Annotated in this window: 25 protein-coding genes; 4 read left to right on the plus strand and 21 right to left on the minus strand. The window is 70.5% G+C overall.

Annotation, left to right across the window (positions count from 1 at the left end):
- Position 1: 1 nt before the first annotated feature.
- Genes nuoL through ACIQM4_RS08760 form a run of 12 tightly spaced genes read right to left on the minus strand, consistent with a single transcriptional unit; the run spans position 2 to position 12,907 of the window.
- Positions 2-1,948 (minus strand): NADH-quinone oxidoreductase subunit L, encoded by a 1,947-nt coding sequence (nuoL, locus tag ACIQM4_RS08705; RefSeq protein WP_401587814.1) that lies wholly within the window; start codon positions 1,946-1,948, stop codon positions 2-4.
- A 16-nt stretch (positions 1,949-1,964) separates the two neighbouring features.
- The gene (gene nuoK, locus ACIQM4_RS08710) at positions 1,965-2,264 is read right to left on the minus strand and encodes an NADH-quinone oxidoreductase subunit NuoK (RefSeq protein ID WP_069927518.1); all 300 of its coding nucleotides are present in this window, start codon (positions 2,262-2,264) and stop codon (positions 1,965-1,967) included.
- Positions 2,261-3,133, minus strand: a complete 873-nt coding sequence (locus ACIQM4_RS08715; protein WP_401587817.1) for an NADH-quinone oxidoreductase subunit J — start codon at positions 3,131-3,133, stop codon at positions 2,261-2,263. Before ACIQM4_RS08715 ends, nuoK begins: the two co-directional genes overlap by 4 nt.
- The gene (gene nuoI, locus ACIQM4_RS08720; protein ID WP_401587820.1) at positions 3,130-3,780 is read right to left on the minus strand and encodes an NADH-quinone oxidoreductase subunit NuoI; all 651 of its coding nucleotides are present in this window, start codon (positions 3,778-3,780) and stop codon (positions 3,130-3,132) included. Before nuoI ends, ACIQM4_RS08715 begins: the two co-directional genes overlap by 4 nt.
- The gene (nuoH, locus tag ACIQM4_RS08725; protein WP_401587823.1) at positions 3,773-5,134 is read right to left on the minus strand and encodes an NADH-quinone oxidoreductase subunit NuoH; all 1,362 of its coding nucleotides are present in this window, start codon (positions 5,132-5,134) and stop codon (positions 3,773-3,775) included. Before nuoH ends, nuoI begins: the two co-directional genes overlap by 8 nt.
- Positions 5,131-7,641 carry an NADH-quinone oxidoreductase subunit G gene (locus tag ACIQM4_RS08730; protein ID WP_401587826.1) on the minus strand — a complete coding sequence of 837 codons (2,511 nt, stop codon included), beginning with the start codon at positions 7,639-7,641 and terminating at the stop codon, positions 5,131-5,133. Before ACIQM4_RS08730 ends, nuoH begins: the two co-directional genes overlap by 4 nt.
- Positions 7,638-9,014 carry an NADH-quinone oxidoreductase subunit NuoF gene (gene nuoF, locus ACIQM4_RS08735; protein ID WP_401587829.1) on the minus strand — a complete coding sequence of 459 codons (1,377 nt, stop codon included), beginning with the start codon at positions 9,012-9,014 and terminating at the stop codon, positions 7,638-7,640. The genes ACIQM4_RS08730 and nuoF overlap by 4 nt, the downstream gene beginning before the upstream one ends.
- Positions 9,014-9,886, minus strand: a complete 873-nt coding sequence (gene nuoE, locus ACIQM4_RS08740; RefSeq protein ID WP_401588254.1) for an NADH-quinone oxidoreductase subunit NuoE — start codon at positions 9,884-9,886, stop codon at positions 9,014-9,016. The genes nuoF and nuoE overlap by 1 nt, the downstream gene beginning before the upstream one ends.
- 17 nt (positions 9,887-9,903) lie before the next feature.
- Positions 9,904-11,244 (minus strand): NADH-quinone oxidoreductase subunit D, encoded by a 1,341-nt coding sequence (locus ACIQM4_RS08745; protein ID WP_401587831.1) that lies wholly within the window; start codon positions 11,242-11,244, stop codon positions 9,904-9,906.
- Complete coding sequence (locus ACIQM4_RS08750; protein ID WP_401587834.1) at positions 11,241-11,978, minus strand: NADH-quinone oxidoreductase subunit C; 738 nt, start codon at positions 11,976-11,978, stop codon at positions 11,241-11,243. Before ACIQM4_RS08750 ends, ACIQM4_RS08745 begins: the two co-directional genes overlap by 4 nt.
- Complete coding sequence (locus ACIQM4_RS08755; protein ID WP_384350743.1) at positions 11,975-12,529, minus strand: NuoB/complex I 20 kDa subunit family protein; 555 nt, start codon at positions 12,527-12,529, stop codon at positions 11,975-11,977. The genes ACIQM4_RS08750 and ACIQM4_RS08755 overlap by 4 nt, the downstream gene beginning before the upstream one ends.
- A gap of 18 nt (positions 12,530-12,547) precedes the next feature.
- Positions 12,548-12,907, minus strand: coding sequence for an NADH-quinone oxidoreductase subunit A (locus tag ACIQM4_RS08760; RefSeq protein ID WP_189821185.1), 360 nt, complete (start codon positions 12,905-12,907; stop codon positions 12,548-12,550).
- Between the two features lie 727 nt (positions 12,908-13,634).
- Between ACIQM4_RS08760 and ACIQM4_RS08765 the strand changes: the two genes are divergently transcribed.
- The gene (locus ACIQM4_RS08765; protein ID WP_401587838.1) at positions 13,635-14,528 is read left to right on the plus strand and encodes a C40 family peptidase; all 894 of its coding nucleotides are present in this window, start codon (positions 13,635-13,637) and stop codon (positions 14,526-14,528) included.
- Positions 14,529-14,637: 109 nt separating this feature from the next.
- Here ACIQM4_RS08765 and ACIQM4_RS08770 read toward each other — a convergent pair whose 3' ends face one another.
- Positions 14,638-15,558 carry a serine/threonine dehydratase gene (locus ACIQM4_RS08770; protein ID WP_401588257.1) on the minus strand — a complete coding sequence of 307 codons (921 nt, stop codon included), beginning with the start codon at positions 15,556-15,558 and terminating at the stop codon, positions 14,638-14,640.
- 61 nt (positions 15,559-15,619) lie between these two features.
- Between ACIQM4_RS08770 and ACIQM4_RS08775 the strand changes: the two genes are divergently transcribed.
- A complete protein-coding gene (locus ACIQM4_RS08775) occupies positions 15,620-16,267 on the plus strand; it encodes a TetR/AcrR family transcriptional regulator C-terminal domain-containing protein (RefSeq protein WP_401587841.1) in 648 nt (215 codons plus the stop codon).
- Between the two features lie 4 nt (positions 16,268-16,271).
- Here the strand turns inward: ACIQM4_RS08775 and ACIQM4_RS08780 are convergent, their stop codons facing one another.
- Together ACIQM4_RS08780 and ACIQM4_RS08785 are read right to left on the minus strand one after the other, a co-directional pair.
- The gene (locus ACIQM4_RS08780) at positions 16,272-16,925 is read right to left on the minus strand and encodes a GNAT family N-acetyltransferase (RefSeq protein WP_401587844.1); all 654 of its coding nucleotides are present in this window, start codon (positions 16,923-16,925) and stop codon (positions 16,272-16,274) included.
- A 143-nt stretch (positions 16,926-17,068) separates the two neighbouring features.
- Complete coding sequence (locus tag ACIQM4_RS08785; RefSeq protein WP_401587847.1) at positions 17,069-18,364, minus strand: geranylgeranyl reductase family protein; 1,296 nt, start codon at positions 18,362-18,364, stop codon at positions 17,069-17,071.
- A gap of 105 nt (positions 18,365-18,469) precedes the next feature.
- Between ACIQM4_RS08785 and ACIQM4_RS08790 the strand changes: the two genes are divergently transcribed.
- The gene (locus ACIQM4_RS08790; RefSeq protein ID WP_401587850.1) at positions 18,470-19,027 is read left to right on the plus strand and encodes a GNAT family N-acetyltransferase; all 558 of its coding nucleotides are present in this window, start codon (positions 18,470-18,472) and stop codon (positions 19,025-19,027) included.
- A gap of 88 nt (positions 19,028-19,115) precedes the next feature.
- On the opposite strand, the gene ACIQM4_RS08795 is transcribed toward ACIQM4_RS08790, so the two are convergent.
- From ACIQM4_RS08795 to ACIQM4_RS08815, 5 genes are all read right to left on the minus strand, one after another.
- Positions 19,116-20,090, minus strand: a complete 975-nt coding sequence (locus ACIQM4_RS08795) for a glutaminase (protein WP_401587853.1) — start codon at positions 20,088-20,090, stop codon at positions 19,116-19,118.
- The gene (locus ACIQM4_RS08800; protein ID WP_401587855.1) at positions 20,090-20,782 is read right to left on the minus strand and encodes a demethylmenaquinone methyltransferase; all 693 of its coding nucleotides are present in this window, start codon (positions 20,780-20,782) and stop codon (positions 20,090-20,092) included. Before ACIQM4_RS08800 ends, ACIQM4_RS08795 begins: the two co-directional genes overlap by 1 nt.
- Before the next feature lie 147 nt (positions 20,783-20,929).
- Complete coding sequence (locus tag ACIQM4_RS08805) at positions 20,930-21,475, minus strand: hypothetical protein (RefSeq protein WP_401587858.1); 546 nt, start codon at positions 21,473-21,475, stop codon at positions 20,930-20,932.
- Positions 21,476-21,482: 7 nt separating this feature from the next.
- Positions 21,483-22,679, minus strand: coding sequence for a cyclic dehypoxanthinyl futalosine synthase (gene mqnC / locus ACIQM4_RS08810; protein ID WP_401587860.1), 1,197 nt, complete (start codon positions 22,677-22,679; stop codon positions 21,483-21,485).
- A gap of 177 nt (positions 22,680-22,856) precedes the next feature.
- Positions 22,857-24,479, minus strand: coding sequence for a serine/threonine-protein kinase (locus ACIQM4_RS08815; RefSeq protein ID WP_401587862.1), 1,623 nt, complete (start codon positions 24,477-24,479; stop codon positions 22,857-22,859).
- Positions 24,480-24,698: 219 nt separating this feature from the next.
- Between ACIQM4_RS08815 and ACIQM4_RS08820 the strand changes: the two genes are divergently transcribed.
- Entirely contained in the window at positions 24,699-25,727 is a 1,029-nt protein-coding gene (locus tag ACIQM4_RS08820) for an alpha/beta hydrolase (protein WP_401587865.1), read from the plus strand.
- A gap of 73 nt (positions 25,728-25,800) precedes the next feature.
- Here the strand turns inward: ACIQM4_RS08820 and ACIQM4_RS08825 are convergent, their stop codons facing one another.
- On the minus strand, positions 25,801-26,673 hold the full coding sequence (locus tag ACIQM4_RS08825) for a menaquinone biosynthetic enzyme MqnA/MqnD family protein (RefSeq protein WP_401587867.1): 873 nt from the start codon (positions 26,671-26,673) through the stop codon (positions 25,801-25,803).
- Between the last annotated feature and the right edge of the window lie 248 nt (positions 26,674-26,921).

Consider the following 26,921-nt stretch of genomic DNA (forward strand, 5'->3'; position numbering starts at 1 on the left):
ATCAGACCGCCCTCATCAGCAGGGTCGCGGCGATGAGGATCGCCGTACCGCCGAACATCGAGACCGCGTACGAGCGGGCGTAGCCGTTCTGGAGCTTGCGGAGCCGGCCCGAGAGCCCGCCGACGGAGGCGGCGGAGCCGTTGACCACGCCGTCGACCACGCTGTGGTCGAGGTAGACCAGCGAGCGGGTGAGGTGCTCGCCGCCACGGACCAGGACCACGTGGTTGAAGTCGTCCTGGAGGAGGTCGCGGCGGGCGGCCCGGGTGAGCAGCGAGCCGCGCGGGGCGAGGACCGGGACGGGCTTGCGGCCGTACTGGAACCAGGCGGCGACCACGCCGAGAAGCAGCACCACGATCGTCGCGCCGGTGATGACCGGGACGCTGATCGGCGGGTGCGGGTGCTCGAACTTGGTGACCGGTTCCAGCCAGTTGACGAACCGGTCGCCGATGCTGAAGAACCCGCCGGCGAAGACCGACCCGAAGGCGAGCACGATCATGGGGATCGTCATCGACCTCGGCGACTCGTGCGGGTGCGGCTCGGCGTGGGCGCCGTGCGTCTCGGCGGCGGGCTCGACGTCCGGCTTCGCCGGGGACGCGGTGGCCCTGTTGCGCCAGCGCTCCTCGCCGAAGAAGGTCATCAGCATCACGCGCGTCATGTAGTACGCGGTGAGTCCCGCGCCCAGCAGGGTCGCCGCGCCGAGGATCCAGCCCTGGGCGCCGCCCGCGGCGAACGCCGCTTCGATGATCTTGTCCTTGGAGAAGAAGCCGGACAGACCGGGGAAGCCGATGATCGCCAGATAGCCGAGGCCGAAGGTGATGAAGGTGACCGGCATGTACTTGCGCAGGCCGCCGTACTTGCGCATGTCGACCTCGTCGTTCATGCCGTGCATGACGGATCCGGCGCCGAGGAAGAGGCCCGCCTTGAAGAAGCCGTGCGTCACCAGGTGCATGATCGCGAAGGCGTAGCCGATCGGGCCGAGGCCTGCCGCGAGGATCATGTAGCCGATCTGCGACATCGTCGATCCGGCGAGCGCCTTCTTGATGTCGTCCTTGGCGCAACCGACGATCGCACCGAAGAGCAGTGTGACGGCGCCGACGACGGTGACCACCAGCTGCGCGCTGGGCGCGGCGTCGAAGACGGCGCCCGACCTGACGATCAGATAGACACCGGCGGTGACCATGGTCGCCGCGTGGATCAGGGCCGAGACCGGGGTCGGGCCCTCCATCGCGTCACCGAGCCAGGACTGCAGCGGCACCTGCGCCGACTTGCCGCACGCGGCGAGCAGCAGCATCAGGCCGATCGCGGTGAGCTTGCCCTCGCTCGCGCCCTCCGCCGCTCCCAGGACCGGCCCGAAGGCGAAGGTTCCGAAGGTGGTGAACATCAGCATGATCGCGATGGACAGGCCGATGTCACCGACGCGGTTGACGAGGAAGGCCTTCTTGGCCGCCGTCGCCGCGCTCGGCTTGTGCTGCCAGAACCCGATGAGCAGGTACGAGGCGAGGCCCACGCCCTCCCAGCCGAAGTACAGCAGGAGGTAGTTGTCGGCGACGACGAGCAGCAGCATCGCCGCGAGGAAGAGGTTCAGGTAGCCGAAGAAGCGCCGCCGGCGCTCGTCGTGCTCCATGTACCCGATCGAGTAGATGTGGATCAGGGTGCCCACACCGGTGATCAGCAGGACGAAGGTCATCGACAGCTGGTCGAGCTGGAAGGCGATGTCCGCCTGGAAGCTCTCGACCGGCACCCAGCTGAACAGCTTCTGGTGCAGGGCCCGTTCGTCGGCGCCCTTGCCGATCATGTCGAGGAAGAGCACGGCACCGATGACGAACGATCCGGCGGCGAGCAGGGTGCCCAGCCAGTGCCCGACCTTGTCCAGCCGGCGTCCGCCGCACAGCAGTACGGCCGCTCCGAGCAGTGGCGCCGCGACGAGCAGCGCGATCATGTTCTCCACGATTCTTTACGACCCCTTACAGCTTCATCAGGCTGGCGTCGTCGACCGAGGCCGAGTGGCGGGACCGGAACAGCGACACGATGATCGCCAGGCCGACCACGACCTCGGCGGCGGCGACGACCATCGTGAAGAAGGCGATGATCTGCCCGTCGAGATTGCCGTGCATCCGGGAGAACGCGACGAAGGCCAGGTTGCAGGCGTTGAGCATCAGCTCGACGCACATGAACACGACGATGGCGTTGCGCCGGATCAGCACTCCTGCCGCGCCGATGGTGAACAACAGGGCGGCCAGGTAGAGGTAGTTGACCGGATTCACTTGGCTGCCTCCTCTTCTCGCGGTGAGGTGCGGGGCGCCGCCTCGTGGTGGGCGTTGTCCCCGCTGCCACGGCCGAGCCGCTCCTCGGAGCGCTGCTCCAGGGCCTTGAGGTTGTCCATGGCCTCGACCGACACGTCCCGGATCTGGCCGCGCTCGCGCAGCGTCTTCATGACGGTGAGCTCGGACGGGGTGCCGTCGGGGAGCAGACCGGCGATGTCCACCGCGTTGTGCCGGGCGTAGACGCCGGGGGCGGGCAGCGGCGGCAGGTGTTTGCCCTCGCGCACGCGCTGCTCGGCCAGTTCCCGCTGGGTCTTGGCGCGCTCGGTGCGCTCGCGGTTGGTGAGGACCATCGCGCCGACCGTCGCCGTGATCAGCAGGGCGCCGGTGATCTCGAAGGCGAAGACGTACTTGGTGAAGATCAGCTCTGCGAGTCCCTGGACGTTGCCGCCGGCGTTGGCCTTGGCGAGGCCGTTGAACTCCTTCAGCTGCGCGTTGCGGATGCCGGCGGCGAGCAGGATGCCGAAGCCGATCCCGCAGCCCGCGGCCAGCCAGCGCTGGCCCTTCAGCGTCTCCTTCAGGGAGTCCGCGGCGGTGACGCCGACGAGCATGACCACGAAGAGGAAGAGCATCATGATCGCGCCGGTGTAGACGACGATCTGGACGATGCCCAGGAAGTACGCGCCGTTGGCGAGGTAGAAGACCGCCAGGATGATCATGGTCCCGGCGAGGCAGAGCGCACTGTGCACGGCCTTCTTCATCAGGATGGTGCACAGGGCGCCGACGACGGCGACCGTGCCGAGGATCCAGAACTGCACGGCCTCGCCGGTCGAGGCGGCGGCGGCGAGCGTCGTCAGGGCGGGGCCGCTCATGCTTCCACCACCCTGCTCGACGCCGGCTCGTCCGCACCGAAGGTGGAGGCGCCCTCCTGGGGCCGCTCCCCCTTGCTGAGCGCGACCTGCCGCTGCGTACCGGGCGCGGCCTCGGTGACCAGGCCCCGGTAGTAGTCCTGCTCGTCGGTGCCGGGGAAGATCGAGTGCGGGGACTCCACCATTCCCTCGCTCAGCCCGGCGAGGAGCTGTTCCTTGGTGTAGATGAGGTTCTCGCGGCTGCTGTCGGCCAGTTCGAACTCGTTGGTCATCGTCAGCGCCCGCGTGGGGCACGCCTCGATGCACAGCCCGCACAGGATGCAGCGGGCGTAGTTGATCTGGTAGACGCGGCCGTAGCGCTCGCCCGGGGAGTAGCGCTCCTCCTCGGTGTTGTCGGCGCCCTCCACATAGATCGCGTCGGCCGGACAGGCCCAGGCGCAGAGCTCGCACCCGATGCACTTCTCCAGGCCGTCCGGATGCCGGTTGAGCTGGTGCCGGCCGTGGAAGCGCGGCGCCGTCACCTTCGGCGTCTCCGGGTACTGCTCGGTCAGCCGCTTCTTGAACATGGCCTTGAAGGTCACGCCGAAGCCGGCCACGGGGTTCTGCCAGGGGGTCCGGGGATCCTCTCCCCGGGAAGCTGCCTCAGACACCGTCCGCCTCCTTTCCGTCACTCTCAGTAGCAGTGCTGTCAGTATTGCCGCCGCCACTGACAACGAGCTCCCGCTCCTGCCTGGACCGCCTGCGCGGCACCGGCGGCAGGGTCTGCCCCGGCAGCGGAGGCACCGGGAACCCACCCGCCGTCGGATCGAACTCGGGTGTGTCCACGGGTTCTTCGGCCTTGCTGCGCCGCATCGCGTCGTACACGAAGGACAGCAGCAGGATGCCGACCACGGCCCCCGCGACGTACAGCACGATCTGCGTGTACTCGACGTTGGCGTTGCGCAGCGCCCGTACGGTCGCCACGAGCATCAGCCAGACCACCGAGAGCGGGATCAGGACCTTCCAGCCGAGCTTCATCAGCTGGTCGTAGCGCACCCGCGGAAGCGTGCCGCGCAGCCAGATGAAGAAGAACAGCAGCAGCTGCACCTTGAGGACGAACCAGAGCATCGGCCACCAGCCGTGGTTCGCGCCCTCCCAGAACGTGCTGACCGGGTACGGGGCCCGCCAGCCGCCCAGGAAGAGGGTGACCGAGACCGCCGAGACGGTGACCATGTTGACGTACTCGGCCAGCATGAACAGGGCGAACTTGATCGACGAGTACTCGGTGTTGAAGCCGCCCACGAGGTCGCCCTCGGACTCCGGCATGTCGAACGGAGCACGGTTGGTCTCGCCGACCATCGTGACGATGTAGATGATGAACGACACCGGCAGCAGCAGGATGTACCACCGGTCCGCCTGCGCCTCCACGATCGCCGAGGTCGACATCGACCCCGAGTAGAGGAAGACCGAGGCGAAGGCGGCGCCCATCGCGATCTCGTAGGAGATCATCTGCGCGCACGAGCGCAGGCCGCCCAGCAGCGGGTACGTGGACCCGGACGACCAGCCGGCCAGCACGATGCCGTAGATGCCGACCGACGCGCACGCGAGGATGTAGAGCATCGCGATCGGCAGGTCGGTGAGCTGCATCGCGGTGCGGTGCCCGAAGATCGAGACCTCGTTGCCCGCCGGGCCGAAGGGGATGACCGCGATCGCCATGAAGGCCGGGATCGCCGCGATGACCGGCGCCAGGACGTAGACGACCTTGTCCGCCCGCTTGACGACCAGGTCCTCCTTCAGCATCAGCTTGATGCCGTCGGCGAGCGACTGGAGCATTCCCCAGGGGCCGTGCCGGTTGGGGCCGATGCGCAGCTGCATCCAGGCGACGACCTTGCGCTCCCACACGATGGAGAACAGCACGGTGACCATCAGGAACGCGAAGCAGAAGACGGCCTTGACCGCGACGAGCCACCAGGGGTCCGTGCCGAACACGGACAGGTCTTCCGCGGCGAGTGTGTACGTCGTCATGCCGTCACCTCCGTCGGGGCGCTTGGCAGGGTCGTTGCGGGGGCGAGAGTGACCAGCTGGCCCGGGCGGGCCCCGGTGTCGGAGAGGACGCCGCCGCCCACCGAGTTCAGCGGCAGCCAGACCACCCGGTCGGGCATCTCGCTGACCTGGAGCGGCAGTTCGGCCGTGCCGGCGGGGCCGGTGACGGCGAGCACGTCGCCGTGCTTGACGCCGGTCTCCAGTGCCGTGGCGGCGGAGAGGCGGGCCACCGCCGCGTGCCGGGTGCCGGCGAGTGCCTCGTCGCCGTCCTGGAGGCGGCCCTGGTCGAGCAGCAGCCGGTGGCCCGCGAGGACGGCCTCCCCGGCGCCCGCGCGGGGCAGCGGCCTGGATGTCTCCAGCGGGGCCGACGCGTAGGGGCCCTCCCAGGCGCCGAGCCGGTCCAGTTCACCGCGTACGGACCTCAGGTCCGGCAGCGCGAGACGCACGGACATCGCCTCGGCGAGCATGTGCAGGACACGCGCGTCACCGGGCGCCAGGCGCCTCGTCATCTGCTCCGGCTTCAGCGCGGCCTCGAACATCCTGGCCCTGCCCTCCCAGTTGAGGAAGGTGCCGGACTTCTCGGCGACCGCGGCCACCGGCAGCACGACGTCGGCGTGGTCGGTGACCTCGCTGGGCCGCAGTTCGAGCGAGACCAGGAAGCGGACCTCGTCGAACGCCACGCGCGCGCGTGCCGGGTCGGGGAGGTCGGCGGTCTCGACCCCGGCGACGACCAGGGCGAGCAGTTCGCCGGTCGCCGCGGCCTCCACCATCTGGCCGGTGTCGCGCCCGTAGCGGTGCGGCAGTTCGGCGACGCCCCAGGCCGCGGCGACCTCCTCGCGTGCGCGGGGGTCGATCGCGGGGCGGCCGCCGGGCAGCAGCGAGGGGATCGCGCCCGCCTCGACGGCGCCGCGCTCGCCCGCCCGGCGCGGGATCCACACCAGCTCCGCGCCGGTCGCGGAGGCCGCCCGTACCGCGGCGGTGAGGGCGCCCGGCACACCGGCCAGCCGCTCACCGACGACGATGACGGCGCCGGGCTCGCGCAGCGCGTCGGCCGCCAGCTCCCCGTCGGCGTCCAGGCCCGTACGGCCCGCGAGCGCGTCCAGCCATTCGGTCTCGGTGCCGGGGGCGGCCGGCAGCAGGGTGCCGCCCGCCTTCGTCAGACCGCGGGTGGCGTGCGAGGCGACGGCGAAGGTGCGCTGGCCGTGCTTGCGGTGCGCCTTGCGCAGCCGCAGGAAGACGCCGGGCGCCTCCTCCTCGGACTCGAACCCGGCGAGCAGTACCGCCGGGGCCTTCTCCAGGGTGGTGTACGTGGTGCCCGTGCCGTCCAGGTCCCGGCCGCGCCCGGCGACGCGCGAGGCCAGGAAGTCGGCCTCCTCGCTGCTGTGCACGCGGGCCCTGAAGTCGACGTCGTTGGTGTCGAGCGCGACGCGGGCGAACTTGCTGTAGGCGTACGCGTCCTCGACCGTCAGCCGTCCGCCGGTGAGCACACCGGCGCGGCCACGCGCCGCGCTCAGCCCGTCGGCCGCCGCTGCCAGCGCCTCGGGCCAGCTCGCCGGCTCCAGCTCACCGGACTCCTTGTTCCGTACGAGCGGGGTGGTCAGCCGGTCGGGGCGCTGGGCGTAACGGAAGCCGAAGCGCCCCTTGTCGCACAGCCACTCCTCGTTGACCTCCGGGTCCTCCGCCGCCATCCGCCGCATGACCTTGCCGCGCCGGTGGTCGGTACGGGTCGCGCAGCCGCCCGCACAGTGCTCGCAGACGGACGGCGAGGAGACCAGGTCGAAGGGCCGGGAGCGGAAGCGGTACGCGGCCGAGGTGAGCGCGCCGACCGGGCAGATCTGGATGGTGTTGCCGGAGAAGTACGACTCGAAGGGGTCGCCCTCGCCGGTGCCGACCTGCTGGAGCGCGCCGCGCTCGATCAGCTCGATCATCGGGTCGCCCGCCACCTGGTTGGAGAACCGGGTGCAGCGCGCGCAGAGCACGCACCGCTCGCGGTCCAGGAGCACCTGGGTGGAGATCGGGACCGGCTTCTCGTACGTCCGCTTCCTGCCGTCGAAGCGGGAGTCGGCGTCACCGTGCGACATGGCCTGGTTCTGCAGGGGGCACTCGCCGCCCTTGTCGCAGACCGGGCAGTCCAGCGGGTGGTTGATGAGGAGCAGTTCCATCACGCCGCGCTGCGCCTTGTCGGCGACCGGCGAGGTGAGCTGGGACTTCACCACCATGCCGTCGGTGCAGGTGATGGTGCAGGAGGCCATCGGCTTGCGCTGGCCCTCGACCTCGACGATGCACTGCCGGCAGGCGCCGGCCGGGTCGAGCAGCGGGTGGTCGCAGAACCGGGGGATCTCGATGCCGAGGAGTTCGGCGGCGCGGATGACCAGGGTGCCCTTGGGGACGCTGATCGCGATGCCGTCGATGGTCAGCGAGACGAGGTCTTCGGGCGGAACCGCAGCCTCGCCGCCCCCGGAGGGAGCACTGTTGGTCGTGACGGTCATGCGTTCACCTCCGAGTTGTCGGCGTGCCGGTCGGCCCAGAGGGTCGACCTGGCGGGGTCGAAGGGGCAGCCCTTGCCGGTGATGTGCTGCTCGTACTCCTCGCGGAAGTACTTGAGCGAGGAGAAGATCGGCGAGGCCGCTCCGTCTCCGAGGGCGCAGAAGGACTTGCCGTTGATGTTGTCCGCGATGTCGTTGAGCTTTTCGAGGTCGGACATCTGTCCCTTGCCCGCCTCGATGTCGCGCAGCAACTGGACCAGCCAGTAGGTGCCTTCGCGACAGGGCGTGCACTTGCCGCAGGACTCGTGGGCGTAGAACTCGGTCCAGCGGGTCACCGCCCGTACGACGCACGTGGTCTCGTCGAAGCACTGGAGGGCCTTGGTGCCGAGCATGGAGCCGGCGGCGCCCACCCCTTCGTAGTCGAGGGGCACGTCGAGGTGCTCGTCGGTGAACATCGGGGTCGACGAGCCACCCGGGGTCCAGAACTTGAGCCGGTGCCCGGCCCGCATCCCGCCGCTCATGTCGAGCAGCTGGCGCAGCGTGATGCCGAGCGGCGCCTCGAACTGGCCGGGGTTGGTGACGTGGCCGCTCAGCGAGTACAGCGTGAAGCCCGGGGACTTCTCGCTGCCCATCGAACGGAACCAGTCCTTGCCCCGGTTGAGGATCGCGGGAACCGATGCGATCGATTCGACGTTGTTCACCACAGTGGGACAGGCGTAGAGCCCGGCGACCGCGGGGAAGGGGGGACGCAGCCGGGGCTGGCCACGACGGCCTTCGAGCGAGTCGAGCAGCGCGGTCTCCTCACCGCAGATGTACGCGCCCGCCCCGGCGTGCACGGTGAGTTCGAGGTCGAGTCCGCTGCCGAGGACGTTCGTGCCGAGGTAGCCGGCGGCGTACGCCTCCCGCACGGCCTCGTGCAGCCTGCGCAGCACGGGGACGGTCTCACCGCGCAGATAGATGAACGCGTGGCTGGACCTGATCGCGTAGCACGCGATGACGATGCCTTCGATGAGGCTGTGCGGGTTGGCGAAGAGGAGCGGGATGTCCTTGCAGGTGCCCGGTTCCGACTCGTCGGCGTTGACCACCAGGTAGTGCGGTTTGCCGTCGCCCTGCGGGATGAACTGCCACTTCATCCCGGTGGGGAATCCGGCGCCGCCGCGACCGCGCAGCCCGGAGTCCTTCACGTAGGCGATGAGGTCGTCCGGCGTCATGGCGAGGGCCTTGCGCAGGCCCTCGTACCCCTCGTGCCGCCGGTAGGTCTCCAGCGTCCAGGACTGCGGGTCGTCCCAGAAGGCGGACAGGACGGGTGAGAGCAGTTTCTCGGGGCTGTCCCCGTTGCCGTTGCCGTTTCCGGTCATCTCGGTGGCCAAGGTCATCACTCACCCTCCTCGGAGGCGGGGCCTGCCGGGTGCTGATCGGGTGCGGAGGCCGGGTCGGAGGCCGAGGTCTCCTGCGGGGCGTCGTGCGAGCTGAGGTGCTCGGAGCCCGGCTGGGGTGCGTCGTGGCCGGCGCCCTGCCGCGGCGCGTCGGTTCCCGGTCCTTCGTGCGGGTCCGAGGAGCGGGGCGACACGACGCGGGCGGTGGCCGGCCCCTCGCCCTTGGCGAGCCTGAGGCCGATCAGCGAGGCGTGCCCGGCGCCGCCCGACGCCTCGACCGCGCCGGGCCGCTCGTCCGGGAAACCGGCCAGGATGCGGGCGGTCTCCTTGTAGGTGCACAGCGGGGCGCCCCGGGTGGGCTCGACGGGACGTCCCGAGCGCAGGTCGTCGACGAGCTGCTTGGCCGACTCGGGGGTCTGGTTGTCGAAGAACTCCCAGTTGACCATCACCACGGGGGCGTAGTCGCAGGCGGCGTTGCACTCGATGTGTTCGAGGGTGACCTTGCCGTCGCCCGTGGTCTCGTTGTTGCCCACGCCCAGGTACGTCTTCAGCTCGTCGAAGATGGCGTCGCCGCCCATCACCGCGCACAGGGTGTTGGTGCAGACACCGACCTGGTAGTCGCCGGAGGCCTTGCGCCGGTACATCGTGTAGAAGGTGGCGACGGCGGTGACCTCGGCGGTGGTCAGGCCGAGCACCTCCGCGCAGAACTGCATGCCGGTGCGGGAGACGAACCCCTCCTCCGACTGCACGAGGTGCAGCAGCGGCAGCAGCGCGGAGCGGCTGTCGGGGTAGCGGCCGATCACCTCCCGCGCGTCCGCCTTCAGACGGGTGCGGACCTCGTCCGGGTAGGCGGGGGCGGGCAGTTGGGGCATGCCCAGTGACACATCGGTCATCGGTCGACGCCTCCCATCACGGGGTCGATGGACGCGACGGCGACGATGACGTCGGCGACCTGGCCGCCCTCGCACATCGCCGCCATGGCCTGGAGGTTGGTGAAGGACGGGTCGCGGAAGTGGACCCGGTAGGGGCGGGTGCCGCCGTCGGAGACGACGTGCACGCCCAGTTCGCCCTTGGGGGACTCGACCGCCGCGTAGGCCTGGCCCGCCGGGACCCGGAAGCCCTCGGTGACCAGCTTGAAGTGGTGGATCAGGGCCTCCATCGAGGTGCCCATGATCTTCTTGATGTGGTCGAGCGAGTTGCCGAGGCCGTCGGCGCCGATGGCCAGCTGGGCGGGCCAGGCGATCTTCTTGTCGGCGACCATGACGTCACCGGGCTTCTTGAGCCGCTCCAGGCACTGCTCGACGATGTCGAGGGACTGGCGCATCTCTTCGAGGCGGATCAGGAAACGGCCGTAGGAGTCGCAGGTGTCCGCGGTGGGGACCTCGAAGTCGTACGTCTCGTAACCGCAGTACGGGTCGGTCTTGCGCAGGTCGTGCGGCAGTCCGGCCGAGCGGAGTACCGGCCCGGTGGCGCCCAGCGCCATGCAGCCGGTGAGGTCGAGGTAGCCGACGTCCTGCATGCGGGCCTTGAAGATGGGGTTGCCGGTGGCGAGCTTGTCGTACTCCGGCAGGTTCTTGCGCATGGTCTTCAGGAGCTCGCCGAGCTTGTCCATGGCCCCGGGCGGGAGGTCCTGGGCGAGGCCGCCGGGCCGGACGAACGCGTGGTTCATCCGCAGTCCGGTGATCAGCTCGAAGGCGTCCAGGATGAGTTCGCGGTCCCGGAAGCCGTAGATCATGATCGTGGTGGCGCCGAGCTCCATGCCACCGGTGGCGATGCACACCAGGTGCGAGGAGAGCCGGTTGAGCTCCATCAGCAGGACACGGATGACGCTGGCGCGGTCGGGGATCTGGTCGGTGATGCCGAGCAGCTTCTCGACGCCCAGGCAGTACGCGGTCTCGTTGAAGAACGGCGTCAGGTAGTCCATGCGCGTGACGAAGGTGGTGCCCTGCGTCCAGTTCCGGAATTCGAGGTTCTTCTCGATACCGGTGTGGAGGTAGCCGATGCCGCAGCGGGCCTCGGTGACGGTCTCGCCGTCGATCTCCAGGATCAGCCGCAGCACGCCGTGCGTGGACGGGTGCTGGGGGCCCATGTTGACGACGATGCGCTCGTCGTCGGCCTTCGACGCGGCCTGGACGACCTCGTCCCAGTCGCCACCGGTGACCGTGTAGACGGTGCCCTCGGTGGTCTCGCGAGCCGAGGCGGAAGAAGGGGAAGAAGGGGGGGTGGTCACGAGTACGACCTCCGCTGGTCCGGAGCCGGGATCTGGGCGCCCTTGTACTCGACGGCGATGCCGCCGAGGGGATAGTCCTTGCGCTGCGGGAAGCCCTGCCAGTCGTCCGGCATCATGATCCGGGTGAGGGCGGGGTGGCCGTCGAAGATCAGACCGAAGAAGTCGTACGCCTCGCGCTCGTGCCAGTCGTTGGTCGGATAGACCGACACCAGGGACGGCACGTGCGGGTCGGCGTCGGGGGCGCCGGCTTCGAGGCGGATCAGCCGGCCGTGGGTGAGTGAGCGCAGGTGGTAGACGGCGTGCAGCTCGCGGCCCTTGTCCTCCAGGTAGTGCACGGCGCTGACGCCGGTGCACAGCTCGAAGCGCAGGGCCGGGTCGTCGCGCAGCGTGCGGGCCACCGTCAGAAGGTGCTCGCGGGCGATGTGGAAGGTGAGTTCGCCGCGGTCCACGACCGTCTTCTCGATGACGTTCGAGGGGAGCAGGTCCTGCTCCTCCAGCGCGCCCTCCAGCTCGTCCGCCACCTCGTCGAACCAGCCGCCGTAGGGCCGCGAGGACTCGCCGGGGAAGGTGACCGTGCGGACGAGTCCGCCGTAACCGGTGGTGTCACCGCCGTTGTTGGCACCGAACATGCCCTTGCGGGTACGCAGGACCTCGGCTCCGGCGCCGCGCGGGGCGGGCACGCCGTGCGGCTCGCTCTCGTCCTGGTGCCGGCCGTTCACTTCGCTGTCGCTCACCGGAGCAGCCCCTTCATCTCGATCGTGGGGAGCGCCTTGAGAGCTGCTTCCTCCGCCTCGCGGGCCGCTTCCTCCGCGTTGACGCCGAGCTTGGAGCCCTGGATCTTCTGGTGCAGCTTGAGGATCGCGTCGATCAGCATCTCGGGGCGGGGCGGGCAGCCGGGCAGGTAGATGTCGACCGGCACGATGTGGTCGACGCCCTGCACGATCGCGTAGTTGTTGAACATGCCGCCCGAGGAGGCGCAAACCCCCATGGAGATGACCCACTTGGGGTTCGGCATCTGGTCGTAGACCTGTCGCAGCACCGGCGCCATCTTCTGGCTGACCCGGCCGGCCACGATCATCAGGTCGGCCTGCCGGGGCGAGCCGCGGAAGACCTCCATGCCGAAGCGGGCCAGGTCGTAGCGGCCCGCTCCCGTCGTCATCATCTCGATGGCGCAGCAGGCGAGGCCGAAGGTCGCGGGGAAGACGGAGGACTTCCGCACCCAGCCCGCGGCCTGTTCGACCGTCGTCAGCAGAAAGCCGCTCGGCAGTTTCTCTTCGAGTCCCATGGGTGTTCCCTCAGCCCCTCAGTCCCATTCCAGGCCGCCGCGACGCCATACGTACGCGTACGCGACAAAAACGGTGAGCACGAAGAGCAGCATCTCGACGAGCCCGAAAATCCCCAGGGCGTCGAAGGAGACCGCCCAGGGGTAGAGGAAGACGATCTCGATGTCGAAGACGATGAACAGCATCGCCGTCAGGTAGTACTTGATGGGAAAGCGGCCGCCTCCGGCCGGGGTCGGAGTGGGCTCGATGCCGCACTCGTACGCCTCTTGCTTCGCCCGGTTGTAGCGCTTGGGGCCGATAAGCGTGGCCATGACCACGGAGAAGATCGCAAACCCTGCCCCGAGGGCGCCGAGCACAAGGATGGGCGCGTAAGCATTCACCCTCCTCGCTCCTTCCAGTCGTCCTTGACCGTTGGACCGCGCCGGGCTCGAACTTGCCCCGTCGCGGGGGGCCGGTGCGCCTCGCCGCGGTGGAACCGTATGAAGATCGCGGATATGTGAGGCAGTTCACAAGCCTGACTGCCCCGCATCCTATGCCTGCCGGTCTGTGATCTGCGACACGGGGTACGGCAACGCCTTTGTGATCTCCACCACCTGACGAAGGATCATGAACGCGGATGCACGGTGATCTACGTACCGGAAGCGCGCAAGTGATCACCTGACGTGACATTCGGAGAAGTTTTCGCTGGTGGGAGAGGTGGCGCTCTATCAAGCGATGGCCACTACAGGCAAATTGGAGCTGGACGCGCTCCAGTGATAGGGGATTCGCGCTCACCCGCACGAGGGGTTCCGGGGAGGCGGGTGGACCCGTGCACGCTTTCACGAACGGACAAGTCCGGCCGGGCGGCGCACATTGTGACCTGCGTCACCACTAAGGGACCGTCAGAAAAGCGGGCTTGGCCATGCGTGTGAACGGATGGTAGGCGTCGGGGCAATTCGGGCGTATTGCTGAAAACCCATGATCACAGGGTTGAGCGGTGATGCCCGATTTGCCCTTTACGGCGTCAATAAGCGTGCGCGGACGCGGAATTCAGGCCGTTGGATGGCAACTGTGGCGGACACCACGTTTCTTGATGCCGACTCGTTACCTCTGATAGCGGTTGTTCTCATGTCCCACACCGCTCACATACCCAGCCACCGGAAGCCCCGCCGCAGCGCCTCGAAGATGGCGCTCCGTGCCGGAGTTGCCGGCGGCGTCCTCAGCACCATCGCGGTGGCTGGTGCGGCGGCTCCGGCGAACGCGGAGCCGGTGCACGAGACCGTCGAGATGCCCACGCTGACGACCACCGCCGCTTCCGCCCCTGCCCAGTCCGCCACGGTCAACACCGCTGTGGAAGCAACGCAGCAGATCGCCTTCGAGTACGACCGCCAGGTCCGTCAGGACGCCGCGGCCGAGACCGCCATGAAGGACGCCAAGAAGGCCAAGGCCGAGGCGGACCGCAAGGCGGAGGCCGAGAAGAAGGCCGCCGAGGCCGCCCGTAAGAAGGCCGAGGAGAAGGCCGAGCAGGAGCGCGCCTCGCGTTCCTCCGAGCGCACCACCCTCGCCTCGTACTCCTCCTCCCCCTCGTCGTCGTCCTCTTCTTCCTCCTCCTCCGATGACTCCGGCAGCTCGGCGTCGTCGTCCCCGTCGTCCTCGTCCTCCGCCTCCGGCAGCGCCGCCTCCGTCATCGCGTTCGCGCGGGCACAGATCGGCGACGCGTACGTCATGGGCAGCACCGGCCCCAACGCCTGGGACTGCTCCGGCCTCATGCAGGCCGCGTTCGGCAGCATCGGCGTCGACCTGCCGCGCGTCTCGCAGGGCCAGTCCACCGCGGGCACCCAGGTCGGCCTGGACAACCTCCAGCCGGGCGACATCCTTTACTGGGGCAGCGCGGGCAGCGCGTACCACACGGGTGTCTACGTGGGTAACGGAAACTTCGTCGGTGCGCAGAACTCCAGCACCGGTGTGGTCGAGCGCCCCCTGTCCTACGACCCGCCGACCGGCGCCGTGCGCGTGCTCTGATTCGTCCCTTCTGTTCCTTGTTTGACCTAGGGCCGTCGTCCCCCCGCTCGGGGACGGCGGCCCTCAGCCGTGGGCCCGGCCCGCTGCCGTACGGACTTGCCCGCGCGTCCTAGACGAGGTCTGCGAGGCCGGTGTTGGCGCCGCACAGCACGACCGCGGTGCGCTCCCCCGGCTGCGGCGCGTACGCGTAGGCGGTGGCCGCCGCGTGCTCGACGACGAGGCGGCGCTCGTCCCACAGCTGCTGCCTCGCCCGTACGATCGCCGCGTCCGGTACGAGCACGGGGCGCACGCCGGCCCGGCGGGCCGTGTCGAGGGCGCTCTGTGAGACCCGGGGCGCGCCGAGGGAGTCGGCGGCGACGGAGTCCACCGCGGAGTCGACGACACGGCCCGCGGCGAGTGCGGCGTGCAGGGCGCGGCAGTTCTCCGGCTCCACGGCGACGACCTCGATCCCCCTCTCCAGCGCGGCGGTTGCCACTCCGGCGAAGAGCCCGCCGCCGCCCACCGAGACGACGAGCGTGTCGACGCCGTCCGGGACGCGGTCGACGACCTCGTCCGTGAGGGTGCCCGCGCCCGCCGAGACGAGCGGGTGGTCGTAGGCGTGCGAGGCGAGGGCGCCCGAGGCCGCCGCGAACTCCTCGCAGGCGGCGCGGGCCTCGTCGTACCGCGCGCCGGTCAGCCGTACCTCCGCGCCGTACGCGCGCAGCCTGGCGACCTTCACCGGCGGCGCGGTCTGCGGGAGGAAGACGGTCGCCCGCACGCCGTGCTCGCGCGCCGCCCACGCGCAGGCGAGTCCCGCGTTGCCGCCCGAGGCGATGGTCAGCCCCGCGTCGGGGAGCAGGCCCGCCTCCCGGTGGGCGAGCAGGAAGTTCATCGCACCGCGCGCCTTGAAACTGCCGGTGTGCTGCATGAATTCGAGGGCGAGGAAGTGGCCGGGGGCCGCCTGCGCCACGGCGACCGGCCGTATGTGCCCGGCGATGCGGTCGGCCGCGGCCTTGATCTCGCCGGGGGTGAGGAGGGGTGCGGGCAGCATGGAGGCTCCAGGGCGGGAGGGGGTGCGGACGCTTGATACGCCGTACCGTACGGTGTCTCCCATGCCGAGGCAATCACCTTCCCTGGACCGGGCGACACCCGAACTCATCGCGCGGACCGCCCTGTCGATCGTCGACCGGGACGGTCCGCAGGCGCTCAGCTTCCGCAGCGTCGCGGACCGGTTGAACATCTCGCACGCCACCGTCCAGCGGCGGTGCACCGACATCGCGGGGCTGCTGGACCTGTGCACGGACCACCTGGCCGCCGAAATCCCGGAGGTCGCGCCGGAGACGGACTGGGCCGAGGCGACCGAGATCCGCTTCCGGGCGCTGTACGAACTGCTGGTGGCACATCCGGGACTGGTCGCACTGCGCGGCGCCCGGCCGTGGCTGGGACCGCAGTTGCTGGCCCGGCTGACGGAACCCGCGGTGGCAGCCAACCTGGCACGGGGGATGGCTCCGGCGGAGGCCATGGCGACGTACCGCCGGATGTACCTGCTCACGCTGGGCTGCGCCAGCTTCGTCGATCACCGGGCACCGCGGGACCACGCGGCCCGCACCCGCGCCGCGCTCGCCGCGCTGGACCCGGAGGCCTTCCCCGCACTGACGGGACACGTGCGGGAGATCCTGCCGGTGCTGACGGACCACGAGGTCTTCCACTCGGCACTCCGCCAGCTCGTCGCGGCGGCGGGACCGGCTGCGGCGAGGTGACGGCTCAGACGCGCGCGGGCCGGACCAGGTAGACATCGACGGGGTCCTCGCGCTCCAGGCTGAAACCGTGGCGTTCGTAGAGGCGACGCGCGGAACTGCCCTGAAGGACGTCGAGACGTACGGCACGGCCCTCGCCGTCGGTGCGGGCGAGGAGGTGGCGCAGGACGGCGCCGCCGAGGCCACGGCCCTGGTGGGCGGGGGCCAGGTAGAAGTTCTCCAGCCAGTAGCAGCCCGCCGTGCGCAGGAGGTGCTCCGGGAGGTGGACGTTCTCCGGCCGCGGGCCGCTGTCACCGCCCGCGTCGCCGTCGGCCGCGGTGTCCGGCACGGCGTCGGCGTCCGAGGGGTCCGTGCCGGCTGCGCTGTCCGGGACGGCGTCGACGGCTGCCGTGTCCCCGAGCGGGCGGAGCGTGACGCAGCCGGCGAAGGCGCCTTCGGACTCGATGAGCCAGGTGTGGGCGGGGACGAAGACGTCGCGCAGCCGCTGCCTGACCCGGACCTCGTCGTAGCGGCCGAGCCGTTCGAGGTCGGGCCGCATGACGACGGCGCGGAGCTCCGCGATGCGCTCGACGTCGGACGGGGCGGCGGGGAGCAGACGCCAGGACGGCGGCCCTTCGAGGGTGCCGGTGGCGATGCGGGGGCTCGTGGTTGCCGTGTCCATACGGGGAGTGTTCCAGCGGCTCACCTGAGGCCCTGCGGCGACCCCACTCCCGCACCCCAGGACGGGCGTGCCGTGCGCCGGGTGGGCCCCGGCGGCGCCGGTCGGCGCCGGCGGGGCCACGCGTCACAACTCCTGCCCGTCGGTCAGGAGTTCGGGGCCACCTTCGCCAGGCCGTTGATGATGCGGTCCATCGCGTCGCCGCCCGTCGGGTCGGTCAGGTTGGCGAGCATCTTGAGCGTGAAGCGCATCAGGACGGGGTGGGTGAGGCCGCGTTCCGCCGCCAGCTTCATGATCTTCGGGTTGCCGATCAGCTTCACGAAGGCGCGGCCCATCGTGTAGTAGCCGCCGTACGTGTCCTTCAGGACCTGCGGGTAGCGGGCCAGTGCCATCTCGCGCTGGGCGGGGGTGGCGCGTGCGTGCGCCTGCACGATGACCTCGGAGGCGATCTGGCCGGATTCCATCGCGTAGGCGATGCCCTCGCCGTTGAACGGGTTGACCATGCCGCCCGCGTCACCCACCAGGAGCAGGCCCTTGGTGTAGTGGGGCTGGCGGTTGAAGGCCATCGGGAGGGCGGCGCCGCGGATCGGCATCGTCATGTTCTCGGGGGTGTAGCCCCACTCGGACGGCATCGACGCGCACCAGGCCTTGAGGACCTCGCGCCAGTCCAGCTCCTTGAACGCCTTCGAGGAGTTGAGGATGCCCAGACCCACGTTGGACGTGCCGTCGCCCATGCCGAAGATCCAGCCGTAGCCGGGGAGGAGACGGTCCTGGGGGCCACGGCGGTCCCACAGCTCCAGCCAGGACTCCAGGTAGTCGTCGTCGTGGCGGGGCGAGGTGAAGTAGGTGCGTACGGCGACACCCATCGGGCGGTCGTCGCGGCGGTGCAGGCCCATCGCCAGGGACAGCCGCGTGGAGTTGCCGTCCGCGGCGACCACGAGCGGGGCGTGGAAGGTGACCGGCAGCTTCTCCTCGCCGAGCTTCGCCTCGACACCGGTGATGCGGCCGGTGCGCTTGTCGACGACCGGCGCGCCGACGTTGCAGCGCTCGTACAGCCGCGCCCCCGCCTTCTGTGCCTGCCGGGCGAGCTGCTCGTCGAAGTCGTCGCGCTTGCGGACCAGTCCGTAGTCCGGGTACGAGGCCAGCTCCGGCCAGTCCAGCTGGAGGCGCTGGCCGCCGCCGATGATGCGCAGGCCCTTGTTGCGCAGCCAGCCCGCCTCCTCGGAGATGTCGATGCCCATCGAGACGAGCTGCTTGGTGGCGCGGGGGGTGAGGCCGTCACCGCAGACCTTCTCGCGCGGGAACGCCGTCTTTTCCAGGAGCAGCACGTCCAGACCCGACTTGGCCAGGTAGTACGCGGTCGCGGAGCCGGCGGGTCCGGCCCCGACGACGATCACATCTGCGCTGTGTTCGGAAGGGGTCGAGGTCGCGGGCTCGGTCACGGCGGGGTCTCCCGTAAGACTCGATGTCGATGTCGTGCCTTGACGGCACAGGGCAAGGGGCAGTCTATGGGGGCGTACCTCTCACTCATCTGAAGGGCTGCCCACATGACCCTCACGCCCCCCGCGGCTCCCGCGGCGTCCGCCGTGCCGTCCCGCACGCTGCCCACCGTGCGGCTGCGCGTGCCCATCGAGGAGGACGCGTACGCCTGGTACGACGTGTTCAAGAACCGTGAGGTCATGGAGTTCCACGGCGGGAAGCCGCACGGCGTCTCGGTGTACGAGGAGCTGACGGCGCGCCAGCGCAAGCACGACGCGGAGCGGGGCTTCTGCTTCTGGACCCTGCTCGACGAGGCGGACACGGTGATCGGCTTCACCGGCGCCCAGCCGTGGCCGCACAGCCACTTCGGACCGGTCGGCGAGATCGAGATCGGCTGGCGGCTGGGGCGCGAGTACTGGGGCCGGGGGTACGTCACCGCAGGCGCGCAGGCCACCCTGGCGCGGGTGCGGGCCGCGGGCGTGCCGGAGGTGGCGGCGATGGTCGACGCACGCAACACCCGGTCCGTCGCCGTCGCCGAGCGGCTCGGCATGCGGCTCGCGGAGACGTTCGTCGTCCCCGGCTCGGAGCCCGAGCGCAGGGGGTACTGCTACCGGCTGGCGCTGTGAGGAGCAGCCGGTAGGCGGATGCCGGGGGTGGCGCCTTGACCGACGGCCCCCGGCGCGCGGCCGGGGCCGGCCCGGGCGGTGTGGCGGGTCAGAAGACCGACAGGCCCGTCAGGGTCGTGAACCGGTCCAGGGCCGCTATGCCGGCCACCGAGTTCCCCTGCGGGTCGAGCCCCGGGCTCCACACGCACACCGTGCAGGTCCCCGGCACGACGGCCACGATCCCGCCGCCGACACCGCTCTTGCCCGGCAGCCCCACCCGGTAGGCGAACTCGCCCGCCGCGTCGTACGTCCCGCAGGTCAGCATGACCGCGTTGATCTGCTTGGCGAGCCGGCGCGGCAGCAGCCGCGATCCGTCGGCGCGCAGGCCGTGCCGGGCCAGGAAGCGGGTGGCCAGGGCCAGGTCGGAGCAGTTCATCCGGACCGAGCACTGCCAGAAGTAGTGGTCGAGGAGGGCGGGGATGGGGTTGGCGATGTTGCCGTAGGACGCCATGAAGTGGGCGAGGGCGGCATTGCGGTCACCGTTGTCGGACTCGGAGGCGGCGACCTCGGGGTCGAAGCTGACGTCGGGGTTGCCGCTCTCCTGGCGCAGGAACTCCAGGAGTTCGCTGCTCGCGTCGCCGGTGAGGGTCTGGAGGCGGTCGGTGACGACGAGGGCGCCCGCGTTGATGAAGGGATTGCGCGGGATGCCGTTCTCGTACTCCAGCTGGACCAGGGAGTTGAACGGGTTGCCCGACGGCTCGCGGCCGACCTTCTGCCACAGGTCGTCACCGCCCTGCGCGAGGGCCAGGGCCAGGGCGAAGACCTTGGTGATGGACTGGGTGGAGAACGGCCGCTGCCAGTCCCCCACCCCGTACACCTTGCCGTCGAGGTCCGCGATGGCCATGCCGAAGCTGCCGGGGTCGACGCAGGAGAGCGCCGGGATGTACTCGGCGACCTGACCCGCGCCGATCTGCGGACGGACGTCCCGCTCGATCTGCCGCAGGATGCCCTGGAAGTCGAAGTCGGCGGGCTGCTCGGTCTCCCGTCCGTGCTCCGGCGCGGCGGGGCCGTGTGCGGGGACCATCAGTCCCGTACGCCCCGGTGCAGCGCCACGACGCCGCCTGTCAGGTTGCGCCAGGCGACCTTCGAGAAGCCGGCGCCCTGGAGCTTGGCGGCGAGCCCGGCCTGGTCGGGCCAGGCGCGGATGGACTCGGCGAGGTAGACGTACGCGTCCGGGTTGGAGGACACGGCCGTCGCGACCGGCGGCAGCGCCCGCATCAGGTACTCGGTGTAGACCTTGCGGAACGGCGCCCAGGTGGGGTGCGAGAACTCGCAGATCACCACCCGCCCGCCCTTCTTCGTCACCCGGTACAGCTCCTTCAGCGCGGCGTCCGTGTCGGCGACGTTGCGCAGCCCGAAGGAGATGGTGACGGCGTCGAAGGACTCGTCCCGGAACGGCAGCCTGGTCGCGTCACCGGCGGTGAGCGGCAGGTGCGGGTGCTTCCGCTTGCCTTCACGGAGCATTCCGATGGAGAAGTCGCAGGGCACGACGTACGCGCCGGTGGCGGCGAAGGGGAGCGAGGAGGTGGCGGTGCCCGCTGCCAGATCGAGGATCCGCTTCCCGGGCCCGGCGTCCACGGCCTTCGCCACTTCCTTGCGCCAGGCGCGGTCCTGGCCGAGGGAGAGCACGGTGTTGGTGAGGTCGTAGTTCGCCGCCACGTCGTCGAACATCGAGGCGACTTCGTGCGGCTGCTTGTCCAGGGATGCTCGGGTCACCCGCCCATTGTGCAGGGTCTCGGGGAGGCGGCGGCCGGGGGGCGCTCCGCGTGGGCGAGGCAGGCGGCCAGGGTCTTCGGGAGGCGGCGGCCGGGGGGCGCCACCGCACAAGGGCCCACCTCCGCCGGAACACCCCCGCACGGCGGCCTACCTCCGCCGGAAGACCAGTCGGCCGCCGATCACCGTCACCAGGCACTCCCCGCCCGGTTCGGCGAACACCGCGAAGTCCGCCACCGCCGAGGGGACCAGCGAGTTCGGCCGCGGCGCGTGCAGCACGCGGACCGGGGAGCGCTCGACCGCCACCCGTACCGCCGGATGCGTGAAGGGTCCCGCCACCGCCGTCGTGCCCCGGGCCAGGAGCCGCTGGACACCCCGGCGCGCACTCGCGCCCCACCGCGCGTCGGTCATGTCCAGGTCGTGCAGGGCGAACCCGGACAGCGGCTCCGCGCCGAGCGTGTCCGCCTCACGCGGGTCGGGCCAGTAGCGCGTCTGCAACAGGCTCACCGCGTCAGGTTCGAAGCGGCCGGCCGTGAGATAGCCGTCCCACTCCCTGACCCGCGCACCCGCGCCGAGGCGCGGGCCGAGCTCCTCGTACGTACCGACGGCCGAGATGCGGTCGCCGTCCACGACGACCGTGTCCCCCGCCGCGCCGTCCGCCTCCCGGATGCCGCGCACCCGGTGGATCGTCAGCACCGGCGCGTCAGTTGGAGGCGAGGAGCTTCAGCTCGGGGTGGGCCGTGCCGCCCTCGATCGCCGTGGAGGAGAGGTGCGAGACGACGTGGTCGTCGACCGGGTCGTCGGCCGGGTCCGTGTGCACGACCAGGTGCTCGTACGTGGTGGCGCGCTGGGCCGGGATCCGTCCCGCCTTGCGGATGAGGTCGATGATCTCCATCCGGTTGGAGCGGTGCTTGGCCCCGGCGGACGAGACGACGTTCTCCTCCAGCATGATCGAGCCGAGGTCGTCGGCGCCGTAGTGCAGCGACAGCTGGCCGACCTCCTTGCCCGTGGTCAGCCAGGAGCCCTGGATGTGCGCGACGTTGTCCAGGAAGATCCGCGCGAGGGCGATGATGCGCAGGTACTCGAAGAGGGTGGCCTGCGTGCGGCCCTTCAGCGCGTTGTTCTGCGGCTGGTAGGTGTACGGGATGAACGCACGGAAGCCGCCCGTCCGGTCCTGCACGTCGCGGATCATGCGCAGGTGCTCGATCCGCTCGGCGTTGGTCTCGCCCGTGCCCATGAGCATGGTCGAGGTGGACTCGACGCCCAGGTTGTGCGCCTCCTCCATGATCTCCAGCCAGCGCTCGCCGGACTCCTTGAGCGGCGCGATGGCCTTGCGGGGGCGGGCCGGGAGGAGCTCCGCGCCGGCTCCCGCGAAGGAGTCGAGGCCCGCGGCGTGGATGCGCTGGATCGCCTCCTTCGTGGACACCTTGGAGATGCGGGCCATGTGCTCGACCTCGGACGCGCCGAGGGAGTGGATGACCAGCTGGGGGTACGCCTTCTTGATCGCGGCGAAGTGCTCCTCGTAGTACTCGACGCCGTAGTCCGGGTGGTGGCCGCCCTGGAACATGATCTGCGTGCCGCCCAGTTCGACGGTCTCCGCACAGCGGCGCAGGATGTCGTCGAGGTCGCGGGTCCACACGTCGGGGCTCTTGGGCGCCGCGAAGAACGCGCAGAACTTGCACGCGGTGACGCACGAGTTCGTGTAGTTGATGTTGCGCTCGATGATGTACGTCGCGATGTCCTCGGTACCCGCGTACCGGCGGCGGCGCACGGCGTCCGCGGCCTGGCCCAGCGCGTGCAGCGGGGCGTCGCGGTAGAGGTCGAGCGCTTCCTCGGGGGTGATGCGGCCACCCTCGGCGGCACGGTCAAGGACAGACTGGAGGTCGGCCTTCTCGGTCACCGGGGCGGTTCCTTCCCAAAGGGGTGCACGGCGAGGTGCGGGGCGGTACGGCAAGACCGATCCAGCGTACGCCAGCGGGACCCGGAACCCGCGGGCGGCCGAGCGGGGGCCCGGCGAGGCCCCGGCCGCACCTGGAGGCACGACGGCCAGCCCGCGGGCTCCGGCCGGGCCGCCCGGCTACTGCTTGCTGAGGTCTCCGTACGGCTTGCCCTGGGCGGCGGAGGGCGAGGTGTAGCGGAGGGTGCCGTCCGGGTTCCTGCTCAGGGTCAGTTCGCTGGAGTCGCCCGAGCAGAGCAGCGGAGTGGACGGGCGGTCGGGGTCCGTGCTGTCGACCACCCGGATCTCGTCGGCGGACACGGAGAGCAGCCGGCCGACGCCGTAGCACTTGATCGCGCCGAGTTCGTACGTCGACCGGTACACGACCTGGCCCTTGCCGCCCTTGACGATCGCGAGGGTGACGTCACCGTGCGGCTGGCGGGTGGTGGCCTCGGTGAGGCTGCCGCGCCACTTGCCGACGAAGCCGTCCGGCACCTCACCGGGCCCGGCGGTCGCGGAGCGCGAAGGGGCGGCCGATGCGGAAGGGGGCGTGCCGGCGCCCGAGCTCCCCGGACCGTCGTCGCTTCGTTGGCCGGGCCACTTGTCGAACAGGAAGGTACTGCCGAGGGTGGCGACGGCGAGCGCCCCCGCGACCGCGAGCACCAACGTGCAGCTGCGCCGCCTGCCCCGGCTGCCGGGCGCCTCGGCCGGCGCGACCTCGGACACGACCGACACGGAGATCCCGGGACCGGACCCGCCAGGTCCACCGGAGCCACCGGGCCCGCTTCCGTAAGACGTCGGGGGCGGGCCGAACTCGCCCACCGCCCCGTGGGTGAACGGCACCGGGCCCGACGGTGCCTCGCGCGCGGACACCTCCAGGTCCAGCAGGCGGACCGCGCTGCGGCCCGCCTCCGTCACCAGCGGCCCCGGCAGCCAGCCCGCCGCGACCACGTCCGCCGCCCCGCCCGGGGCCAGCCGGGCCGCGACCTGGGCCGGGGTCGGCCGCCCGGCGGCCGGTTTGGTCAGGCACTGCGCGACCAGTTCTCGCAAGTCGCCGCCGAGACCGTCGAGTTCGGGTTCCTCGTGCACCACCTTGTACAGCAGCGACGCGGCGGAGTCACCGGGGAACGGGGCCGTGCCCGTCGCCGCGTACGCCAGGACCGCGCCCAGCGAGAAGACGTCGGCGGCCGGGGTGACCCCTTTGCCGAGGATCTGCTCGGGCGACATGTAGCGGGGCGAGCCGACCGAGACGCCGGTGGAGGTGAGCGAGGCCGTGCCATCGGTCGCGCGGGCGATGCCGAAGTCGATGAGGCGGGGGCCGTCGAGGGTCAGCAGCACATTGGACGGTTTCACGTCCCGGTGCACGAGGCCCAGCGCGTGCACCGCACCCAGCGCCTCCGCGAGCCCCGCGCCCAGTGCCCGTACCGAACGCTCAGGCAGCGGCCCGTGCCCCGCCACGGCCTGTGTCAACGAGGGGCCCGCCACGTAACCCGTCGCCACCCACGGCACCGGCGCGTCCGGATCGGCGTCCAGCACGGGCGCCGTCCAGGCCCCGCCGACCAGCCTGGCGGCCGCCACCTCACGGCGGAACCGGGCCCTGAACTCCTCGTCCAGGGCGAAGTGCGGATGGACGATCTTCACGGCGACCGTCCGGCCCCCGGCGCTGCGGCCGAGGTACACGCGGCCCATGCCGCCCGACCCCAGGCGGCCGAGCAGCCGGTAATCACCGATATTCTGCGGTTCGCCCGCTTCCAGCGGCTGCATGGTGGTGCGCTCCCCCCGAGGACCCGCTCAGTGGCCCACTCCCCGTGAGCCTCATGAACCTGCCCCCCCCACAGTAGGGACAGCCGGGCGGACGTGGGCGGGATCACTCGGACAAGTCGGACAGTCGGCGAACCGTTGGCCCGCGGGCCGCATCTCCTTGTACGAAATCGCCGTGCCCGTCCCCCGCCTCCCTCCACCGCCCCCGCCCGGAGCCCGCTCATGAAACGCCTGGCCAGCCGCCGCCTGATAGCCGTCACCCTGATCGGCTCGGCCTTGGCGCTGTCCCTGACCGGCTGTTCGGACGAGGGCTCCCCCTTCGACTTCAACACCGCGGGCGACGGCGGTTCGACACAGCACCAGGGGCTCAACCGGACGGCGGTCTCCGACGACGGAGTCAGCCGGATGCCGATGGGGCCGCGCGCCGACTTCTCCGTCCATCGCACCCTGGACGACGGCACGAAGGTCGCCCAGACGACCCTGAAGGGCTCGAAGTCCGGGGTCACCGGCAAGGTGTGGGTGTGGGCGCCGAAGCAGTACTTCGACCCCGAGTACGCGAACAGCGGCTTTCCGGTGCTGATCGCACTGCCCGGATCGTACGGATTCAACAGCAATTACTGGGCGAATCCGAGCAATACCTTCCTGGACACCGTCGCCCGGATGTCCGAGGAAGGGACGAGTCTGCCCTTCGTCGTCGTCATGCCCGTACTGAATCCGGCAAAGCGGTACTACGACGGAAGCGACATCCCGGGCCGGCCCAGGATGGGCACCTGGATGACGGAGGACGTTCCCGATTTCGTCAGGGCGAATTTCCGTACGTTCAATTCGCGGGACGGCTGGGCTTTCATGGGCTCGTCGTCCGGCGGATTCGTCGCGCTGAAGTCCGTACTGAAACACCCGGAGCGGTTCAAGGCGGCGATCTCCTCGGGCCCGGACATCGTGCCGGACTCCCCGATGTGGAAGGGCCACCCGGCGGAGAAGCGCGCCAACGACCCACGGGCACTGGCCGGCGCCCTGATCAAGAAGCCGGGCGCCCCCGACGTGTACCTGGCGTTCCAGGTCGGCAGCACGGAGACCCTCCAGCCGCGGGTCAACAAGTTCATCCGGGAGTACGGCAAGGGCCCGGTCAAGACGCACCTGGAGGTCGTCCCGAACGGCATCCACAGCCCGGCGACGTACGTGAAGGGCATGGAGGCGAGCAGCCTCAGCTGGATCAGCGCCCGCCTGAAGGCGCCCGTCCCCCACCCGTGACCCCGCGCGGCCGGGCCCGGCCCGCGAGGAGAGCGCGGGGGGGCGCGTCCCCCGGCCGAGGGGCCGCCATGGCTCACTCCCCGAGCAGGGTCACCGAGACGTCCGCCGGGTAGCCGGTGGTCTCACCGGTGCGGCGCGCGAACTCCCGCACGCCCTCGATCTGGGCGGCGCCGAAGCGGAAGTCCAGCGTGGTGAAGTACTTCTCCAGGAGCGCGGCATCGAAGTCCTCCCAGCGCGCGGCCTGCTCGGCCACCCGGTCGACCTCGGCGAGCGAGAGGTCGCGGGAGGCCAGGAACGCCTCGTGCGCCTTCGCCACGTGGTGCGGCTCGCGCGCCAGGTAGTCCTTGCGGGCCGCCCACACCGCGAAGACGAACGGCAGCCCCGTCCACTCCTTCCACATCTGCCCCAGGTCGTGGACCTGGAGGCCGAGCCGGGGGGCGTCGTGCAGCGAGGCCCGCAGCGCGGCGTCACCGATCAGCACGGCGGCGTCCGCCTCCCGCATCATCAGCGAGAGGTCCGGCGGGCAGGTGTAGTAGTCGGGCTCGACGCCGTACTGCTCGGCAAGCAGCAGCTGCGCGAGGCGCACCGAGGTCCGCGAGGTCGACCCCAGGGCCACCCGGGCCTTGTCGAGCTCCGCCAGGGGCACCTTGGAGACGATCACGCAGGACATCACCGGGCCGTCGCAGCCGACCGCGAGGTCGGGGAAGGCGACCAGGTCGTCGGCGTTGCGCAGGAACTCCACGAGGGTGACGGGACCGATGTCGAGGTCGCCGCGGATGAGCTGTTCACTGAGCCGCTCGGGGGTGTCCTTGGTCAGCTCAAGGTCCAGCAGGGTTCCGGTCCGCGCGAGACCCCAGTAGAGGGGTACGCAGTTCAGGAACTGGATGTGGCCGACGCGGGGCCGGGTGCGGTTCGGCGTCAGCTCGCCAGCGGTTGAATTGTCCACATCCTGCAGGCTAGACCCGGTCCGCACGGAGGGCCCCTCCGGGGGCCCGGACGCCCGCGCGCACCTCGCCCGCACCCCGTCCGTAGCTCCCTCCGCACCCCTTCTGACGTCAGCCGACACGCCCGCGTCAAACATCCGGGTGACGTGATCTTTCCCTCTACCGCTCGCCTCAGGGTGCGTGCTAGGCTCGCCCGCAAGTTGCAGTTTGGTTTCCCTTGCAGTACAGAGCCTGCGGAGCATGTAACCCC

Origin of the sequence: Streptomyces sp. NPDC091272 (genome assembly GCF_044757485.1) — a bacterium.
Taxonomy (GTDB): domain Bacteria; phylum Actinomycetota; class Actinomycetes; order Streptomycetales; family Streptomycetaceae; genus Streptomyces.